The sequence below is a fragment of the Botrimarina colliarenosi genome (assembly GCF_007859955.1).
In the GTDB taxonomy this organism is placed as follows: domain Bacteria; phylum Planctomycetota; class Planctomycetia; order Pirellulales; family Lacipirellulaceae; genus Botrimarina; species Botrimarina colliarenosi.
Genome location: NZ_SJPR01000001.1, coordinates 128,063 through 146,185, shown reverse-complemented (window position 1 = coordinate 146,185; position 18,123 = coordinate 128,063). Strand labels below are relative to the sequence as shown.

Sequence of the window (18,123 nt, the reverse complement as noted above, 5' to 3'; positions counted from 1 at the left end):
GAAACGCCGCGGCTACCATTAGAATAGGTCGAAAAGCTAGCTACTGGAAGATGAACCGCTAAGAGCAACGGGAGGAGGTCGCTGGATAGTATTGGTAGGAATACCCGCTACGGCGGATCCCTCGCAGGAACTTCGGCAGGCCGCCGGGATTGTGGGAGGCGTCTCCTGACGCCGATGACGCGCACCATACCGTTAGCGGCGAAGAGACCGTGATCGGGGTCTGGAGACCCCTCCCACAGCCGACTTGTGCCGACCTGCCTTCAATTCAGCGAGGGGTCATCAGGCACCGTCGCCGGATTGCGGCCTGGGAGGAGCACGCCCAACGCGATCCGGTTGACGACTTCCTCCCAAATCTCGTCGGGGTCGGCGAAGACATCCGACACAGCCGCCGGAGTCGTGAGCCAGCCCCCCTGCGTGAGCTCGCCCTCGAGCTGGCCGCCGCCCCAGCCGCTGTTGCCGGTGTAGAGACGGAACGGGTGCTTGTCTTGACGCACCAGGGGGTCGACCGTCTGCTTCTGCATCGACATGTAGAGCCCCGGCAGGATGCGTTTCTCGCTCAACTCCTTCGACGTGTGCAGTGCGATCAACGGCCCCGGCACCGGGCCCCCTTGGTTGAGCTGCTGCTGGCAGTCGCAAGGGTCGAACTCGACCGTATCCCAAACCTGCTCGATGGTCCGGTCCACCTGCCGGTTGAGCACCACGCCGAGCGCACCATCGTCGTTGTGCTCAAGGAGAAGCACGATGGTCCGCTGGAAGTTCGGGTCCCGAAGCTTCCGCGACGCGACAAGGAGTTGGCCGGAGAGGGACAAAGGAGGGGAGAGGCTAGACGCTAGGGGTAAGAGACTAGGGATATCGACTACTATCATCCGTTGCAAAGCCGCAATCTTCTAGCCTCTAGCTTCTATCCCCCTAGCCGCTCCTTCGTGATCTCGATCGCCTTGAGCAAACCGCGAGCCTTGTTCAGCGTCTCCTCGTACTCGCTCGTGGCGTCGCTGTCGGCGACGATCCCGGCGCCCGCTTGGACGTAGGCCTTGCCGCCGGCGACGACAACCGTCCGCAGCGCGATGCAGGTGTCCATGTCGCCGGCGAAGTCGAGGTAGCCCACGGCGCCCGCGTAGGGGCCGCGGCGGTGGGGTTCGAGCTCGTCGATGATCTGCATCGCCCGGACCTTCGGGGCGCCGCTCACCGTCCCCGCCGGCAGGCAGGCGGCCAGGGCGTCGAAGGCGTCGCGGTCGTCGGTCAGCTGACCTGTCACGTTCGAGGTGATGTGCATCACGTGGCTGTAACGCTCGATCACCATCACGTCCGACAGCTCGACCGAGCCGTACTTCGCCACGCGCCCCACGTCGTTGCGGCCCAAGTCGACCAGCATCACGTGCTCGGCCCGTTCCTTCGGGTCGGCGAGGAGCTCGTCGGCCAGGGCGTTGTCCTCGGCCTCGTCCTTGCCGCGCTTCCGCGTGCCGGCCAGCGGCCTGACGGTCACGTGGCCGTCGACGACGCGGACCATAATCTCCGGCGAACTGCCGACCAGCGTGCAGCCGGGCATCCGCACGAAGAACATGAACGGGCTCGGGTTCACGACCCGCAGCGTGCGGTACAGTTCGAGCGGGTCGTGCTCCCACGGCGTCGAAAGGCGTTGGCTGAGCACCACCTGAAAGATGTCGCCGGCGCGGATGTACTCGACGCACTTCTCGACGGCCGACTCGAAGCCCGCTTGGGTGAAGTTCGATTCGAAGTCCAGCGAGACCCCGCCGGCGGTGTCGATGTCGGTGGGTTTGAGTTCGTCGATCGGCGACGAGACTCGCTTGACGAGCTCATCCACTCGTTCGCAAGCATACCAATAGGGGTCGCGTAGATCATCTCGCTGATGAATGTCCGCTAGCACGATCACCGTGAGCGTCTTGTCGACGTTGTCGAACACCAAGAGGTGGTCGAAGAAGCCGAACGCAAGGTCGGGGAGCTCGCGGTCGTCCTCGGGGGCGTCCGGCAGCTTCTCGACGTAGCGGACCGTGTCGTAGCCGGCGTAGCCGATGGCGCCGCCAACGAACGGCGGCAGCCCCGGCGGCTTGGCGACGCGGACCTTGCCGACCTCGGCGCGGAGCGTTTCGAGGGGGTTCGCGGCGTCGAATGATTCGGGCTTGCCGGCGCCGGCGCCGAACTCGGTCCGGGTGATCCGTGTCCCGTGGGCCTCGAGCAGCAAGTAGGGGTCGGTCGCCAGGAAGCTGTACCGCCCCACCTTCTCGCCGCCGATGACGCTCTCAAACAGGCACGCCACCGGGCTATCGCCGGTCGCCTCGAGCCGGTGGAAAGCCGAAACGGGGGTGAGAGAATCGCTCACCAGCCGCCGCCAAACCGGCACGCGATCCGCGGTTTTCGCCAACTCGGCGAACTCGGCGAACGTAGGACGGTGGGGCGATGACGCTGACACGAGTTAGCTCCGAACCAGGCTTTGGCAACAAACGAAACTGCGGAAGGGATCTCCAGGCCGTCTTGTGGGAGTCTCCAGCCGTCTTGTGGGAGGGGTCTCCAGACGCCGATTACGGCATCCATTCCGAATCGGCATGGTGCGCGTAATCGGCGTCTGGAGACGCCTCCCACAAATCTGGCGACGACCCCGCCCACAAAGATGACGGACGGCAGACCGATGACGACCCGCCGGGGTTCGCGGCCACTCTAACAACGGCCCCCAGCGGCCACAACGCGACGGTCCGCGTGCTGTATCCTGATCTCAGCTAACAACTTATGCCACGTCGGCCCCCGCCGCGGTGTTCTTGCCGCTAAATCGGGGGACCGATAGACTCCCCTAAAGCCGCTCGCTTACGCCGTCCTCCCGACCGCCAGCCACCCCGTCCGCCGATGAAGTGCCAGAAGTGCGACAAACCGGCGACCTTCCACATCACCGACTTGGTCGATGGGGAGCCGAAAGAAGTCCATCTGTGCGAGGTCTGCGCGAAGGACTTCTTGGCGCCGATCACCCAAGACTCCGACTCGGCGATGCCGGAGATGGCCGGCCTGTTGGCCCAACAGCTCGCGATCGGCCAGACCGCCGAAGAGCTGGCCGAGCTCGACCAGCGCGTCTGCCCCGTCTGTGGGATCAGCTTCCTCGAGTTCCGCAAGCAGGGACGCCTCGGCTGCCCGCACGACTACGTGCACTTCGCCAAGGAACTAGAGCCGCTGCTGGTCAACATCCATGGCGAGACGCAACACGTCGGCAAAACGCCCCGGCGTGGCGGCGCCAACGCCGAACAGCAGACGCAGCTCATCCGCTTGCGGCGCGAAATGAAAGAGGCCGTCACCAAAGAGAACTACGAACGCGCCTCGGAGATCCGCGACGAAATCCGCTCGATCGAACAAGCCAGCTGACGCGGAACGGATTGCATGGCGCACAGCGTCAGCAACCGGAGATCCGAGCGGTCACCCCACTTTCTAGCGCCTAGCGACTCCCTATGTCTCTCGATTTCGAAACGATGGCCCACGACTGCGGGGAGTGGCTCCGCGCCTCGGGCCCCGAGTCGGACATCGTGATCAGCAGCCGCGTACGGCTCGCGCGGAACCTGACCGACTTCCCGTTCATCGCCCGGGCGAGTGAGTCGGACCGCGAACAGATCGAGCAGATCCTGCACGCCCGGATCGAGGCCCTCCAGGCCGCCGGCAAACTCCCCGCCGCGACCCCCGGCGGCGAACTCCATTACATCAACGTCGGCAAGCTGTCGGAGGTCGACCGGCAGTTCCTGGTCGAACGCCAGCTCATCAGCCGTGAGCACGCCGAGGCCGAGGGCGCCCGCGCCGTCGTCATTGATGGTGGCGAGCGCTTCAGTGTGATGATCAACGAGGAGGACCATCTCCGCATCCAGGTGATGCACTCGGGCCTCGATCTTGAGACCGCCTGGAAAGAGATCAACCAGATCGATGATCTGCTCGAAGAACAAGTCAACTACGCCTATAACGACCGCCTCGGCTACCTGACGGCGTGCCCCACCAATGTCGGCACCGGCATCCGGGTCAGCGTGATGCTCCACCTGCCGGCGCTGGTCATCACGCGGCAGATCGACAAGGTCTTCCGCAGTCTGCAGAAGATCAACCTCGCGGTGCGTGGCCTCTACGGCGAGGGCTCGCAGGCGATGGGCGACTTCTACCAAATCAGCAATCAGGTCACCCTCGGCATGCCCGAGGAGGAGCTCCTGAAGAAGGTCGCCGACGTCGTGCCTGTCCTCTTGGAGTACGAACGCCAGGCGCGCGACTTCTTGATCCGCGAGAGCCAAGAAACCCTCCACGACCGGGTGAGCCGCGCCTTCGGCATCTTGCGCACGGCGCAGACGATCAGCAGCGAGGAGACGCTCCACCTGCTCTCGAGCGTCCGGATGGGGGTCAATCTCGGCCTGATCGGCGACGTGGCGATCCCGACTGTGAACAAACTGTTCGTCCACACGCAGCCGGCCCACCTGCAGAAGCTGGCCGGCATGGAACTCGACCAGTCCGACCGCAACATCGAGCGCGCCAGCTACCTGCGACGCCACCTCAACGGCGGCAAGCCCCCCGCCGGGGCGAACTGAGCGACGAACTTCTTTGCAGTTGGTTACGCGGCGCAATAAATTGGGGGCATGATGCAGGACACTTACCTAGCCTTGACGCCCGAACAAGTCGCCGCGGTTGCCGCGGCGAATGGGATTGTCTATGCCGAAGACCCAACAACTCGCCAACGCTACACCCTAATTCAACAAGACCCCTCAACGATCCACAGCGACGATTATCTACGAGAGAAGGTTTTGGAAGGGCTTGTGGAACTCGATCGGGGTGAGGGCATTCCCTGGAACGTCGATGCTTTCAAACGCCGGCTGGCCGATCGGCTTCGGCAGAGCTAGACGATGCTGCCTGTATTCCACTCGCCACGGGCGGAACGCGATCTCGATGCGATTTCGCTGCATATCGGTGAGCAAAGCCCCCTCGCCGCGTGGCGGTTGCTAGAGGCGATCGACGACACCATGCGACTTGTCGCTGTGTTTCCGTCTATTGGCGAGGCAGTCGATCACTTGGGGCCCGGCGTGCGTCGGATTACCACCGGTCCGTACCTGATCTTCTTCCGAACGTCGAAGGACGCAGTTGAATTGGTCCGTGTTCTTCACGGATCGCGCGATATTCAGCATTTAGACGGATGAGTCGATCGACGATCTATACCGTCGGCTACTCGACCCACGAGTGGCCCGACTTTCTCCGACTGCTGCGGGCGGCGGGGATCACCGCGCTGGCGGATGTCCGCTCGAACCCGCAAGCGAGGCTGCCGCAGTACCGGCAAGAGAATCTCGCGCCGGCGCTGCGGGCCGAGGGGATCGCCTACGTGTGGCTCGGCAAAGAGCTCGGCGCTCGGCGTGACGAACCGGAGTGCTACGTCGAGGGTCGGGCCGACTACGAGTTGGTCGCCCAGTTGCCGGCCTTCCGAGAGGGGATCACGCGTCTTGAGCGGGGCGCCTCGGACCACGCGATCGCCCTGATGTGCGCCGAGCGCGAACCGCTCGACTGCCACCGCGGTTTGCTCATCGCGCGGGTGCTCACCAACGAGGGCTGGCGGGTGCGCCACCTCCTCGCCGACGGCGCCATCGAAGAGCACTCCGATACCGAGCGACGGCTCGTCGAACGGGTCGGCGTCGACCCGCTCCTCGACGCGGGCGCCGATTTCACTACGCTCGTTGATCGCGCCTACCGCGAACTCGGCGGGGCGCTGTCGTACGAACCACCGTCGCAAGACTCCGGGCGCTGACGCTTCCGGCTCTCCGTTAAAGAGTTGGCGAGCCGGGTTAAAGAGTTGGCGAGCCGGAAGCGTCAGCGCCCGGAGTAGCGCCACGCACGACTCTAGCCCCACTAATCTCCACTCACCAAACGCCCGCCGCCTCCAGCTGCCGCGTCGCGGCCTCGGCCCAACCCCGATTGGCGGCGGGGCTCGCGGGGCTCGGGTGCAAGACGGTCGTCACACGCACGCCCTCCCCCGCGACTCTCAGCAGGCATTTCTCGGCGTACTTGCCCACGCCCACCGCCCATTCGGGGCGGGCGATGTCGAGCAGCCGCGACAGGTGCTGATCGCACGCCGCATCGAGCGGCTCGCGCTCGTCAAGCGGCAATTTATCCGGCGTGTGGTTCTTGCCGGTCTCGGTCATGAAGACTAGCGGGCAGTAATTGGCGACAAAGTGCTCGGCAAAAAAGGCGTCGGCGGTTCCAAACCGCTCGGCGAACAGGCCCCAGAGCCGCCGCCCCGAAACCTCGCTCCGCTGGCAGGCGAAGCCCTCGATCGGCCGCTTGGGGTGTTCGTCTTTTGGTCGGCGCACCGCGGCCTCGATCCCGATCCAGTCGCGGGCCGCCGCCACCTCGCCGAAAGGGACCCCCGTCTGCGCCATGCCCCACGGCCCTGGGTTCATCCCGAGGAAGAGCACGCGGACGCCGTCGGGGTTCATCCGCCGTAGGTAGGCCTCGTGGGCGGCCCAGGCGTACTTGAGCGGGTTGTAGACATGCGTCACCGGCTCGTCGAACCGCAAAGCGTCAACCGCCTTGGACAGCCGTTTGGCGGCGCGAATCGCGTCTTCAACAAGGGACATGATCGCCCTCCATGCCGGCGTGCATAATTGCAGGAGGCGTCTCCGACGCCGATTCTTGCAACACGCCGTTTCGAGATGGAGGCCGTCATCGGCGTCGGAGACGCCTCCTACGCGGCCATTCTCTTACTCGACGACGATGCCGTCGAGCCCTTCCTCGCTTGGCGGGACCCGAGGGTCCATCGATTCAAGCGTGTCCTTCAGCAACTCGCTCACCAAGAGATTGCGGTACCACTTGCGGTCCGAGGGGATCACGTGCCACGGGGCGTGCTCGGTGTTGCACTTGTTGAGGGCGTCCTCGTAGGCGTCTTGGTAGTCGGGCCAGAGCTTCCGTTCAGCGAGGTCCCCCTTGCTGAATTTCCAGCGTTTGTCGGGATTGTCGAGCCGCGCCTGGAGACGCTCGCGTTGCTCGTCCTTGCTGACATGGAGGAAGCACTTCACGATCTTGACGCGGCCTTCGATGAGCAGCCGCTCGAAGTCGTTGATCCGGTCGTAGCGGGTCTTCCACTCCGCCTCGGGGACGAGCCCGTGGACCCGCACCACCAGCACGTCCTCGTAGTGCGAACGGTTGAAGATGCCGATCTCGCCGCGCCGCGGGGCGGCGGCGTGGATCCGCCAGAGGAAGTCGTGGTCGAGTTCTAAGGGACTCGGCTGCTTGAACGAGGTGATCTGACAGCTCTGCGGGTTGATGCCGGTCATGACGGTCCGGATCGTCCCGTCCTTGCCGGCGGTGTCCATCCCCTGCAGCACCAAGAGCAGCGCCCGCTGATTCTCGGCGTAGAGCCGGTACGCCAGGTCGCGAGACCGCTCGGTGTTCTCGTCGATCCGCTCCTTCGCCGACTCCTTGTCCCAATCGCCCTCGACCTTGCGGGGGTCGATGTCGGCGAGCGTGATCTTCGAACCAGGCTTGAAGGTGACGGGCTTGGGCATGGATCAGGAGAGGCTAGAGGCAAGATGCTAGTGGCTAGTGGCTAGGGTAAACAGCGGTCGGGCGATTCCATCGCCCCAGCCACCGACCCCTAGCCGCTTCGCTACCCTACTCTAGTTCGCCCCAAGATCGGACGCCCCCCTCGGGGTCGATCTCGACATGGATCACGTTCGCCCGGCAACAGACGGGGCAGTCTTCGACGTACTCCTGGTACGAGCCCGCCGAGAGATCAACGGGGATGACGACCTCCTCGCCGCATTCGCCACAGACATAGCTGGCTTCTTCTTCCATGGCCGCAGCATAGGGGCCTCGGCGTTGTTCGCCCAGCGGCGCTAGCCTCGACCGCTATGACTGTCACAACCAACTGCACATTTTTTAGTTCACTTCGGTTGCCCACATCGGTTGTCAGCCTAGCCTTTCGCTCACTAGGTCGATTTGCACGAGTCCGCTCTTTAGGCGGAACAGGACTCGTCAGCGGGTCGGCCTACGCGCCTTCGTCGACTCCAAATGCGATCCTATTCATGAGTTCCGCCACAACCACTTCGCCGGCCACCGACCGTGGCAGCGCCGCCGAGATCGCCCAATTCGTCGCCGACCTCTCGAACACGATGACCAGCGCGATCGGCGAGATCAACGACATCAACGCCGACACCAAACTGCTGGCGCTCAACGCCCGCATCGAGGCGGCCCGCGCGGGCCAATCGGGCGCCGCTTTCAGCGTCGTCGCCCAAGAGATGCAGGGGCTCGGCGCGAAGACTTCGCAAGTCGCGAACGGGCTCGCCAACAAGACGCGCGGGTCGATCGATCAGCTCATGGAACTGATCGGCTCCAGCATCCGCGGCACGCGGCTGTCGGACCTCGCGCTAGTGAACATCGATCTGGTCGACCGCAACCTCTACGAACGGACCTGTGACGTCCGGTGGTGGGCGACCGATAGCAGCCTCGTCGACGCCCTCAGCAATCCGACGACCCCGACGCTTGCTCACGCTTCACAACGGATGGGCGTCATTCTGGGCGCGTACACCGTCTATTTCGATCTCGTTCTCTGCGACGACCGCGGGCAGATTGTCGCTAACGGACGACCCGATCTCTACAGGTCGGTCGGCTCGTCGGCGGCGCACAGCGATTGGTATCGCCAAGCCCGCGACAGCCACAGTGGCGACGACTATGGCTTCGAGTCCGCCCACCGCTCTTCGCTAGTGGGCGATCAAAGCGTGCTGGTCTATTCGTGCGGCGTCCGCGCCGGCGGGCAGAGCGACGGCAAGTTGCTCGGCGTACTAGGCGTCCTGTTCAATTGGGAGGGACTTGCCCAAACGATCGTTGAGAACGTCCCCCTCGCCGAGAGCGAACGGCAAGCAACCCGCTGCGTCTTGTGCGACGACGACGGGCGCGTGCTGGCCGACTCGTGGGGCAAGCAGCTGGACGACCGCCTCCAACTGCCCGGCCAGCAAGAACTGTTCGCCGAGGCCAAGACCTTCAAGATGCTCGACCTCGCCGGCCGGCGGACCTGTGTCTCCCACGCCCAGGCGCCCGGCTTCGAGACCTACAGCACCGGCTGGCACTCGTTGCTTCTGCAGCCGGTGGACTAGTCGCGAGCCTTTGGCGTTAATCCTCCGCTCGGCTGCCGTCGCCGCACATGCGGACCACACGCGGCTCGAAGCGGGCCAGCGTATCGACTAGGTCTTGCTGAGCCGCCATCACGGCGTGGATGTCTTTGTAGACGCCCGGCACCTCGTCGGCGCCGGCGGCGAGGACCTCGACGCCCGCTTCGGCGAGTCGTTTCTGCTCGGCGCCGAAGCGGAACGTGTCGTTCGCTTGCCGACGGCTCATCCGACGCCCGGCGCCGTGCGACGCTGAGGCGAGGCTCGCCGCCACGCCGCGACCACGGACGACGAAGGCCGGCGTCCCCATCGAACCGGGGATCACCCCCAACTCGCCCGCCGCGGCGGGGGTCGCCCCTTTGCGGTGGACGATCACCTCCCGCTCGCCGCGGCCGTCGGGGTCGTGGCGTTCTTTCCAGGCGAAGTTGTGGTGGTTCTCGACGCCCGCAATGACGTGGGCGCCGAGCAGCTTGGTTACGAGGCGGTGGATCACGGCGTGGTTCGCGGCGGCGTAGTCGCCCATCAGGTTCATCGCGGCCCAGTAAGCCTGCCCCTCCTCGGAGTCGAGCGACAACCACGCCAGCCGACCGAGCGCGGCATACCGTTTCGACAGCAACCGCTGCGCGATCTGGCTGTAGGTGCTGCAGACCGCCGCCCCGGCGCCACGGCTCCCGCTATGACTGAGCAGCGCGACGTAGCGCCCCGCGTCGAGACCGAGGTCTTCGGACCGCTCGTCGACGACCAGTTCGCCAAACTCCACGAAGTGGTTGCCCGAGCCGCTCGTGCCAAGCTGCTTCCACGCCTTGTCCTTCTTTTCGCGCGTCACGCGCGTGACCGACCAGTCTTGATCCATCACGTCGTGCTGCTGACGCGGCGTGTGCTCGACGCCGACGCCAAAGCGCGTCCCCTTATCGAGCGCCTCGCGGAACGCGTTGCGACGTGAATTGATGGCCTCGATCGGCATGTCGAGCACCGACAGCTTCATGCGGCAAGCGATGTCGACGCCGACCGCGTACGGGATCACCGCATTTTCGCAAGCGAGCACGCCGCCGATCGGCAGGCCGTAGCCGACATGCGCGTCGGGCATCAACGCCGCGCCAATCGCCGACGGCACGGCGCACGCTTGACGCATCTGCGCGTGAGCCGCGGGGTCGATCGTGTCGTCGGGCGTCGAACACTCCCAGACGGCGTAGTCGATGGGGACTTTATCCGGCTCGGCGGATCGCTCGGCGCGGTACTCCACGAGCGACGTCGCCAAATCGGCCCAGACAGGATCGGTCGCTAACGCGGCGGGATCGGCGAGCGCAGCGGTGATCGCCTCTTTGGAGCGCTTGCCCTTGAGGCCGAAGCCGGTCCCCTTCTCGGCGGCGGTCGAGAGACAGCGGATCGCCGCCGGCACGCACGCCGGGGGGACGCCAAGTTTCTCGAGTTGCTTGCGGTTCATGGGATCACCAAGCGGGATGATAGCGAGTCGTCGGAAGGCTAGGGACTGTGAGGCGGCGGACGGGGTTCGGGACGGGACTGAGAATCACGGGCGCCAGAAACGCAAGCAGCCGGCGCCGATTTCCTGGGCTTTTTCGCGAACCAACGGGGTGGAGAAAGCGTCAAAAATTGCGGATCGGCGTTTCCTGCTAAGAAATCTCTGATGCTCTGGTCAGGAGCGCCGATTAAACTAAAGAGCGTCGAGGTCACGCTGACGCGGCGTGACGGACGAAAGGGCCCCGCGGGAGTGTCTCTGGCATTCACGTCCCGCTCGGCCGGCACTCAGTATGAAGGAGGTGGTACCTTGACCGACTGTTTTCTTAGCCAGCCAGGTGGTCTGGCCTGAAGCGACCGGCGGGTCGCTGACAGCGACCACCACCTGCTTCGACACGCAAAGGACCTGATCACCCCGCGCGTGCTCAAAGCATGAAAGAAAAAGCCCGGCCTCGCCAACGTGGCGAGGTCGGGCTTCGTTTTTTTGGTGGAAGGTACACGAGCCGCGACCGTCAGGGAGCGACCCAACAAGCCGCCACGCCGCTCGGTCGCTCGGTCGCTCCCTGACGGTCACGGCTCGTTCTCACCGCACGCTAAAGCGTCTCGTCGGCGCCGGTCCCCTTGCCAGCGAGCGGCGCGTCGATTCTCTTTCGCTGCATGACGCCCGAAGACGATCCGCTCGAACTCCAACAGTCGCTCGTGGAGAGCGCCCTGCCGCTCGTCTTCGAGGCGTACGACGAGGCGGTCGAGGCGGGGGTCGCGCACCCGATGATCGTGCTGCTCGACTGCGAGGACGAACTCGGCGGCGAGATCGCCCGTGGCTGGCTGGGCGAGGACGCCATCGACGACGCCATTGCGGCCCAGGCGGCGGGGGACGATTCCCCTAGTGAAAGCGACCCAACGACCGTCCTCGCCCGGGCGATCGGGTGGGACGACGCGCAGAGCGATCTCGCCGATGCGTTCCCCTATCTCAAGCCGGCGCTGGACCAGGGCCCCCCCGAAGACGGGGTTTTTGTCGTCGGCGTCACGGCCGGCGGCGCCTCGGCCCTCACGGCGCCTTGGGACGCCCGTTCTTGACCCGTCGTGTTTGGGGTCGCGCCTCCGTTGCGGGTACAGTAGAGGGACGCGGACGTAGGCCCGCGACCGCCACTCGTCCGACGGAGCGTTGTCTTGTTCGCCCGAGCCCTTAAGGCCCACCTTGCTGTCGCCCTCACGTTCGCCCTTTTCTTCGGGGTGACGGCGAGCGAATCCGCGTACGGCCAGTATGGCGACGCCATCCCGGCAGGCGTGCCGCCGGAGATCCGGGCCAAGATCGAAGCGGCGCGACGCCAACGCGGCGCCCCTTCCCCGGCCCCACAGGAAGAAAAGAAAGAGGACGAGAAAGCCGAGGAGAAGAAGGAAGACGACAAGGAAAAGAAGGAGGACAAGGCCGACGATAAAAAAGACGGCCCGGTGAAGCGCTCCAGCGAGCCGCCGAAGCCCCCCGATCCGCGCGAGCTCGAGGCCAAGCCCGACGCGAGCGGGCGGATCACGTTTTCGTTCAATGGCCAAGCGTGGGCCGACGTGTTGCAGTGGCTGGCGAACGTCAGCAACCTGTCGCTCGACTGGCGCGAGCTGCCCAGCGACTATCTCAATCTGACGACGCAGCGCGCCTACTCGATCGACGAGGCCCGCGACCTGATCAACCGCCACCTCCAGGCGCGCGGCTACGCCCTGCTGCTGTCCGGTGAGGTGCTGAGCGTCATCAAGCTCGACGCGGTCGATCCGAGCCTCGTGCCGCGCGTCACCGAGGAAGAGCTTTACGACCGCCAGCCGCACGACCTCGTGAAGCTGTCGCTCGAGCTGCCGCCCGACCTCGACGTCAAACAAGCCTCCGAGGACGTCAAGCAAGCGCTCAGCCCGCACGCCAAGGTCATGCCCCTGACGGCGACCAAGCGGCTGCTGCTGATCGACACCGTCGCCAACCTGCGGATGGTCAGCGCGCTGCTCAACAACGAACGGCTCGCCGCCGAAGGGCGCGAGGTGCCGCGTGAGTTTGTGCTGCGCTACATCCAGGCGGCGTCGGTCATCGATACGCTCTACGTCGTGTTGGGGCTCGACCCCAACAGCCGGCCGAGCCAGATGGAGCTGCAGATGCAGCAGCAGAAGATGCAGCTCATGCAGCAACTCGCCCAGAGCGGCAAGGACGTCGTGCGGCTGCTGCAGAAGGACGGCCCGCCGGTCTACTTGGCCTACAACCGCCAGCGCAACAGCGTCCTGGCGAACGCCCCGCCGGAGCAGATGCGGATCATCGAGCGGACCATCGAGTCGCTCGACGTCCCGGCCGGCGGAGCCAACGCCGCCTCGGCCGACGCGGCCGCCGGTCCGGTCGACCGGTCGCTAGAGCAGTACCGCCTGAAAACAATCGACCCGCAAGCGGTCATCAGCGCGCTGGAGGAGATCGGCAACCTCAGCCCACTGGCCGAGCTCCGTGGCGACAAAGAGAGCAAGACGATCTTCGCCCGCGCGACCGACGCCGACCACAAGAAGATCGCATCGCTCATCGAACAGCTCGACGGCGCGGAAACCCTGGTCGAGGTCTTCTGGCTCCGCCGTCTGCCCGCCGAGGCGGTCGCCGGCTCGATCGAGTCGCTCATCATCAATCAGCCGAAGAAGAAAAAGAAGAGCAACGACAACCCGTACTTTTTCAGCTTCCGCAACAATAACAACGACGATGACGACGAGCCCGAGACGATCCTCCGCGTCGACGCCGACATCGAGAACAACCGGCTGATCGTCCGCGGCACGCCACAGCAACTCGACGAGGTGCGCGACCTGTTGGTGAAACTGGGCGAGCCCATCGGTGAGGCCGAGGACCGGCGCCGCGTGCGGGTGCTCGACTCGCTCGACCCGGAGGCGACCGAGCGGTTGATCGATCAACTCAAACAGGCCTGGCCAGCGGTCGGTGGCGAGACCGAGTTGATCGTCCCCCCGCCCGCCGCGGAGAAGGCCCCCGAGGAGGAGGAAGAGTCCGACGCCGACTCGGCGCCCGCCAAGGTGGCGACCGTCACCCGGGGCGGCTCGCCATTCCATTTGCTCGCGAACACGACCGGCCCGATGGACGGAGCGGACGACACGACCAGCGCCCCTGTGACGGTGCAGGTCGATCCCCGTGGCCGGATCGTTATCTCTTCGGACGACACCGCGGCGCTCGATCGCCTCGAGGAACTCGCCTCGGAATTGGCGCCAGCGCCGGCGCGGTACGAGGTCTTCCACGTGAAGAACCGCACGCCCGACGACATCGTCATCAACCTTGAGATCTACTTCAAAGACTTCCTCGCCGAGGACGACGATCAAGTCGTCGATTGGTGGGGCCGGATCCGCGGCGTCAAGTCGGAAGACGACGAACCGGTCCGGCTGTCGAAGCGCATGCCGCTACGGTTCTTGGCGGACGATTGGAGCAGCTCGATCCTGGTCGCGAACGCGACGTCAGCGCAGCTGCGCGAGATCCAACGGCTGATCGACGCCTGGGACCGCCAACCGGTCGCCGATCGGATCCTCACGCGCCGCACCGTGACGGTGAAGCTTCGCTACGCGAAGGCGTCGGTCGTTGTGTCGGCGCTGAAGGACGTCTACCGCGATCTGCTCAGCAAGGGGGACCGCGAGTTCGACACCGAAGAGCAAAAGGCGAAGGGCGCCGCGACGCGCTACCTGACACGTATCCAGCACGGCGCCGGCGACCCCACCGAGCCGGCGGGGATCCCTTTCGGCGGCATCTTGTCGCTCGGCTCGGACGACGCGGCGAATGTTGTCGTGATTTCGGCGCGGAACGAGGTCTTCGACAGCGTGCTCGAAACGATCGAAGACATCGACCAACAAGCGCGGCCGACGACGACCGTCCAGGTCATGCAGCTTGAGGGGGGCGTCGCCAGCAATGAGGTCCGCCAAGCCCTCGCCCGAGCCTTAACGGCCCAGGGAACCATGCCCCCGCCAGAGAATCGTGGCGACCAGCGTGGCGGCGGCGATCGACGCCGCGACCGGGGCGACCGGGGCCGGGGCCGACGCTAGAGCGTGCTTCTTGTAAGCGTCGCGTTTGGTCGGGCTGCGGCTTCGCTGGGCGTCGTTGACCAGCATCGACGAAGCACCGCTTCGCCTGCTTCGGTCGCCTCGCCCAGCTCGCCTCGCCGACGACCAAACCGCGATGCTTACAAGTAGCGCGCTCTAGAGCGGTCTATTTCCACGGCTTGATCGCGCTGCCCCAGACCGGGCCCGGCGTGCGGTGGTACGGGATGAGGCGGTTGCGAGCTTGAGCGATGGCGACGCGGTTAGGCCCCACCGGACGGTACTCGCCGTTGGTGTTGGCCGCGATCGCTTGCAGCAACGCCAAGTGCTCGGGTGTGCGGGCGCCCATGCCGAGGGTGTGAACGAGGAACGGCCAGGCGCCGGGCGTCGTCATCCGCTCGATCACATAAGGGCTGCGGATATCGCCGTCGGTGAGCAGGTAAACCACATCGGGCTCGAGGCTCGCGGCCAGCTCCATCGCGTCGAGGATGCGGCCCCCGACACACATTTCGACCCGCCGCAGCCAAGCGGTAAGCCGGCGTTTGTTCTCCTGCGTCGCCGGCAAGGACTCGGCGACCGGCTCGGGAAAGAACAGTGGATAGGCCTGATCGCTGAAGAAGACGACGTAGAACTCCTGGCTCTCCGAGAGGCGGCGAACGGCTTGGTTCAGCTCGGCGAGCGTCGTTTCCATCCGGCCGTCTTGCATGCTGCCGGAGTTGTCGACGACGAAGATGACGCGATGGGCGTTCGCTTCGGCGCCGAAGAAGCTCACCTTGCCGGGGGCGCCCGCTGCCTTGCCGCCGGCGGCGTCGCCCTCGCCCTTGCTGCCGCCCGTCGCGGGGACGGCCGCCATCAGGCTCCCGCCGGAGACAGCAAGCACGTCCCCCAGGTTGGCGACCACAGCCATGTCGGCCGGTTCGACGAGCGAAGCCAACTCGAGGTCCGCCGCCAAGTCGACCACCGATTCAATCGGGTGGGCGAGATCAACCTCGGAGTCGACTTCAAGGTCGGTCAGCGTCACCTCGGCGGGAAGGTCGTCCCACGACTCGTTGTCGTTAAGTGACGCGGTAAGCGAGAAGCCGGGCTCGCCGAACGTGGCGAAAGAGAGCAGCCCGAAGAGCGTCAGCAAGACGCCGTGGGCCGCCAGGCTCGTGAGCCACGGCGGGCGTTGGCGGGCCCAATCGGCCCAGGTCCTCGGCGCCCGACGTTTAACCCGACGGGGGGGAGATCGGCGTTGCGCGGTCGGGCGTTTGAGTGGTTCACTCCCCCGGCTGACGCCTGGGGGCTCGCTTTGGGGGCGCTTCGCTTTGCTTTGGGGGCGCTTCGCTTTGGTCGCGGGGTGGGGCGTTTGCTTTTTAAGGCGAGCTTCTTTTTGGGGGGCGTCTCCTGACGCCGATTGCGGCTTCGGAGCCGTGGCGGCATGGGGCGCCCGATCGGCCGCGGGCTGCGCCGATTTCAAGACAGGCTCCGGCGACAGGTCGGCCGGCGATGCGACGCCAATCTCGGCTAGCAGCGCCCGAGCGGCCGCTTCCTCGCCGGCGGCGACGAGGCGTGCGACCTCGGCCCGGCGGCGCCGCCACTCGGCTTGCGAGAGCTTCTCTCGTCGACGCGCTTCGTTGAGCGCGTGACGCACCGGCGTCGCCCCGCGAAGGGACGGGTCGTCGAGAGGGGGGTCGGAGTTCATCGCTCGGCCTTCGCGGGAAAAAGGGGCGCGGTCTCCCCTGCCCTGTTCCGCGAGTCACGCTAATCAGCCGATCCGACGCTCTCCAGAAAAAACGGACTGGCGGCCCCAGTCGGGGTGACAAATGTCTGTCACCCGGACAAACGTGCGAGGGCGTGATCGATCCGCGCCAGACGGCGTTCGTGGCCCAGCAGCTGGAGGGTTTCAAACATCCCGAAGCCGACCCCCTTGCCGGTGGTCGCGACACGGAGGGCATGGATGATCTGGCCGATGCCAATCCCCTCGCTCTCGCAGAAGGCCTTGAGACCCGCCTCGAGTTCCTCGGCCGAGGCGTCGGGGGTCTTCGCCAGCACTTCGCGGTACTTGGCGAGCAGTGGCCCGGCGTCGTCGGGCTTGACCATCCGCTTCTGCCAGGTCTTCTCGTCGTAAGCGAGTTGATCGTCGGCGGTAAAAAAGTCGTCGTAATCGAGGATGTCGCCGTAGACCTTGAGGCGGTCGCTCGCGGCCTGGACGATCCCCGCCACGACAGGGCCCGTGTCGCACGCCGGCGGGTCGCTCACGAGGCCGGCCGCCTTGAGCATCTCGAGGCAGCGCGGCGTCTTTTGCTTGGCCGGGACCTGTTGCATCGCGCGGTCTTGGAAAGCGAGCAGCTTGGCCGGGTCGAAGCTGGCGGGCGCCTTGTTGACCCGTCCGAGCGAGAAGTGCTCGATCATCTCGGGGACCGTGAACTCCTCGCGCGAGTCGTCGAGCGACCAGCCGAGCAGCAACAAGTAGTTGAGGATCGCTTCGGGCAGGAAACCAACCTGCTCGTAGAAATCGACGATCACCGGATTGAACGTCTCGGCCGAGGTCTCGAGGCCGAGGCGGGCGGCGATCTGTTGCCCCTTCTCGTTGAGGGCGGCGAAGTCGCGGTTCTTCAGGTACTTGTCGAGCTTCCGCTTGCTGAGCTTGTTCTTGCTCCCCGGTTCGGCGACGTACGGCAGGTGGGCGAACTGCGGCGGTGTGTAGCCCAACGCCTCGGCGATAAAGACCTGCCGCGGCGTGTTGGAGAGGTGTTCCTCGGCGCGGATCACATGGCTGATCTTCATCAGCTCGTCATCGACCACCGTGGCGAGGTGGTAGATGGGCGACCCGTCGGCGCGCTGGATCACGTGGTCCTGCTCGCGGGCCCAGTCGAAGCGGACCTCGCCGCGCACCAGATCATTGAGGACGAGCGTCCCCTCGCGCGGCATCAGCAGCCGGACGACCGCCTCGCGGCCTTCGGCCTCGAACCGGGCGCGGTCGGCGTCGGTCTCGGCGCGCCACTGGCGGCTGTAGACGAACGACTCCTTCGCCTTCTCGGCGGCCTCGCGTTCGGCCTGCACTTCTTCGGGGCGGGCGTAGTCGCGGTAGGCGGCGCCGCTGGCGAGCAGTTGGTCAACCGCTGCCGCATAGTGCTCGCCGCGCTGCGACTGGAAGTAAGGACCGAAGTCCCCCTTCGATTGCTTGTCGCCCGCACCTTCAGCAACCGAGGAGACGGGGCCTTCGTCCCAGTCGAGGCCGAGCCACTCGAACCCGTGCAGGATCGGCGCCAGCGCCTCTTCGACGTTCCGCTGCTGGTCGGTGTCGTCGACCCGGAGCAAGAACTGGCCGCCGTGCTGACGGGCGTACAGCCAATTGAACAGCGCCGTGCGGACGCCGCCGATGTGCAGGAAGCCGGTCGGGCTGGGGGCGAAGCGGGTGCGGACGGTCATCGTGGCGCGAGGCAGAGGGGCACGGGGGTCGCAGAGCGGCAAACCGCCCAACGTACCCCGCTACCCGCCTGCGGTCCTACCC

16 protein-coding genes are annotated in these 18,123 nt (G+C 65.8%); 8 read left to right on the top strand and 8 right to left on the bottom strand.

Annotated elements, in window-relative coordinates; genetic code table 11:
• Positions 1–260: 260 nt before the first annotated feature.
• The gene (locus Pla108_RS00565) at positions 261–809 is read right to left on the bottom strand and encodes a YqgE/AlgH family protein (protein WP_197526108.1); all 549 of its coding nucleotides are present in this window, start codon (positions 807–809) and stop codon (positions 261–263) included.
• 92 nt (positions 810–901) lie between these two features.
• Positions 902–2,428, bottom strand: a complete 1,527-nt coding sequence (gene trpE / locus Pla108_RS00560) for an anthranilate synthase component I (RefSeq protein ID WP_146441450.1) — start codon at positions 2,426–2,428, stop codon at positions 902–904.
• A 428-nt stretch (positions 2,429–2,856) separates the two neighbouring features.
• Here trpE and Pla108_RS00555 point away from each other — a divergent pair, with 428 nt between their 5' ends.
• The 5 genes from Pla108_RS00555 to Pla108_RS00535 all read left to right on the top strand — a co-directional run bounded on the left by Pla108_RS00555 (position 2,857) and on the right by Pla108_RS00535 (position 5,755).
• A complete protein-coding gene (locus Pla108_RS00555; protein WP_146441448.1) occupies positions 2,857–3,363 on the top strand; it encodes a UvrB/UvrC motif-containing protein in 507 nt (168 codons plus the stop codon).
• 83 nt (positions 3,364–3,446) lie between these two features.
• The gene (locus tag Pla108_RS00550; RefSeq protein WP_146441446.1) at positions 3,447–4,553 is read left to right on the top strand and encodes a protein arginine kinase; all 1,107 of its coding nucleotides are present in this window, start codon (positions 3,447–3,449) and stop codon (positions 4,551–4,553) included.
• A gap of 48 nt (positions 4,554–4,601) precedes the next feature.
• Positions 4,602–4,862: a hypothetical protein gene (locus Pla108_RS00545; RefSeq protein WP_146441444.1), complete on the top strand. Its 261-nt coding sequence runs from the start codon at positions 4,602–4,604 to the stop codon at positions 4,860–4,862.
• Positions 4,863–4,865: 3 nt separating this feature from the next.
• Positions 4,866–5,156, top strand: a complete 291-nt coding sequence (locus tag Pla108_RS00540) for a type II toxin-antitoxin system RelE/ParE family toxin (protein ID WP_146441442.1) — start codon at positions 4,866–4,868, stop codon at positions 5,154–5,156.
• Positions 5,153–5,755 carry a DUF488 domain-containing protein gene (locus tag Pla108_RS00535; RefSeq protein WP_146441440.1) on the top strand — a complete coding sequence of 201 codons (603 nt, stop codon included), beginning with the start codon at positions 5,153–5,155 and terminating at the stop codon, positions 5,753–5,755. Before Pla108_RS00540 ends, Pla108_RS00535 begins: the two co-directional genes overlap by 4 nt.
• 112 nt (positions 5,756–5,867) lie before the next feature.
• On the opposite strand, the gene Pla108_RS00530 is transcribed toward Pla108_RS00535, so the two are convergent.
• The 3 genes from Pla108_RS00530 to Pla108_RS00520 all read right to left on the bottom strand — a co-directional run bounded on the left by Pla108_RS00530 (position 5,868) and on the right by Pla108_RS00520 (position 7,800).
• Positions 5,868–6,584: a uracil-DNA glycosylase family protein gene (locus Pla108_RS00530; protein ID WP_146441438.1), complete on the bottom strand. Its 717-nt coding sequence runs from the start codon at positions 6,582–6,584 to the stop codon at positions 5,868–5,870.
• 123 nt (positions 6,585–6,707) lie between these two features.
• On the bottom strand, positions 6,708–7,511 hold the full coding sequence (locus tag Pla108_RS00525) for a polyphosphate kinase 2 family protein (RefSeq protein ID WP_146441436.1): 804 nt from the start codon (positions 7,509–7,511) through the stop codon (positions 6,708–6,710).
• Between the two features lie 106 nt (positions 7,512–7,617).
• Complete coding sequence (locus tag Pla108_RS00520; RefSeq protein ID WP_146441434.1) at positions 7,618–7,800, bottom strand: CPXCG motif-containing cysteine-rich protein; 183 nt, start codon at positions 7,798–7,800, stop codon at positions 7,618–7,620.
• A 230-nt stretch (positions 7,801–8,030) separates the two neighbouring features.
• Here Pla108_RS00520 and Pla108_RS00515 point away from each other — a divergent pair, with 230 nt between their 5' ends.
• Complete coding sequence (locus tag Pla108_RS00515; protein ID WP_231934224.1) at positions 8,031–9,098, top strand: methyl-accepting chemotaxis protein; 1,068 nt, start codon at positions 8,031–8,033, stop codon at positions 9,096–9,098.
• A gap of 16 nt (positions 9,099–9,114) precedes the next feature.
• Here Pla108_RS00515 and Pla108_RS00510 read toward each other — a convergent pair whose 3' ends face one another.
• Positions 9,115–10,554, bottom strand: a complete 1,440-nt coding sequence (locus Pla108_RS00510) for an RtcB family protein (RefSeq protein ID WP_146441430.1) — start codon at positions 10,552–10,554, stop codon at positions 9,115–9,117.
• 689 nt (positions 10,555–11,243) lie between these two features.
• On the opposite strand from Pla108_RS00510, the gene Pla108_RS00505 reads away from it, so the two are divergent.
• Positions 11,244–11,663, top strand: a complete 420-nt coding sequence (locus tag Pla108_RS00505) for a hypothetical protein (protein WP_146441428.1) — start codon at positions 11,244–11,246, stop codon at positions 11,661–11,663.
• Positions 11,664–11,756: 93 nt separating this feature from the next.
• Positions 11,757–14,633: a secretin N-terminal domain-containing protein gene (locus Pla108_RS00500; protein ID WP_146441426.1), complete on the top strand. Its 2,877-nt coding sequence runs from the start codon at positions 11,757–11,759 to the stop codon at positions 14,631–14,633.
• 163 nt (positions 14,634–14,796) lie between these two features.
• On the opposite strand, the gene Pla108_RS00495 is transcribed toward Pla108_RS00500, so the two are convergent.
• Together Pla108_RS00495 and gltX are read right to left on the bottom strand one after the other, a co-directional pair.
• A complete protein-coding gene (locus Pla108_RS00495) occupies positions 14,797–16,311 on the bottom strand; it encodes a VWA domain-containing protein (protein ID WP_146441423.1) in 1,515 nt (504 codons plus the stop codon).
• Between the two features lie 128 nt (positions 16,312–16,439).
• Positions 16,440–18,041: a glutamate--tRNA ligase gene (gene gltX / locus Pla108_RS00490; protein WP_146441421.1), complete on the bottom strand. Its 1,602-nt coding sequence runs from the start codon at positions 18,039–18,041 to the stop codon at positions 16,440–16,442.
• Between the last annotated feature and the right edge of the window lie 82 nt (positions 18,042–18,123).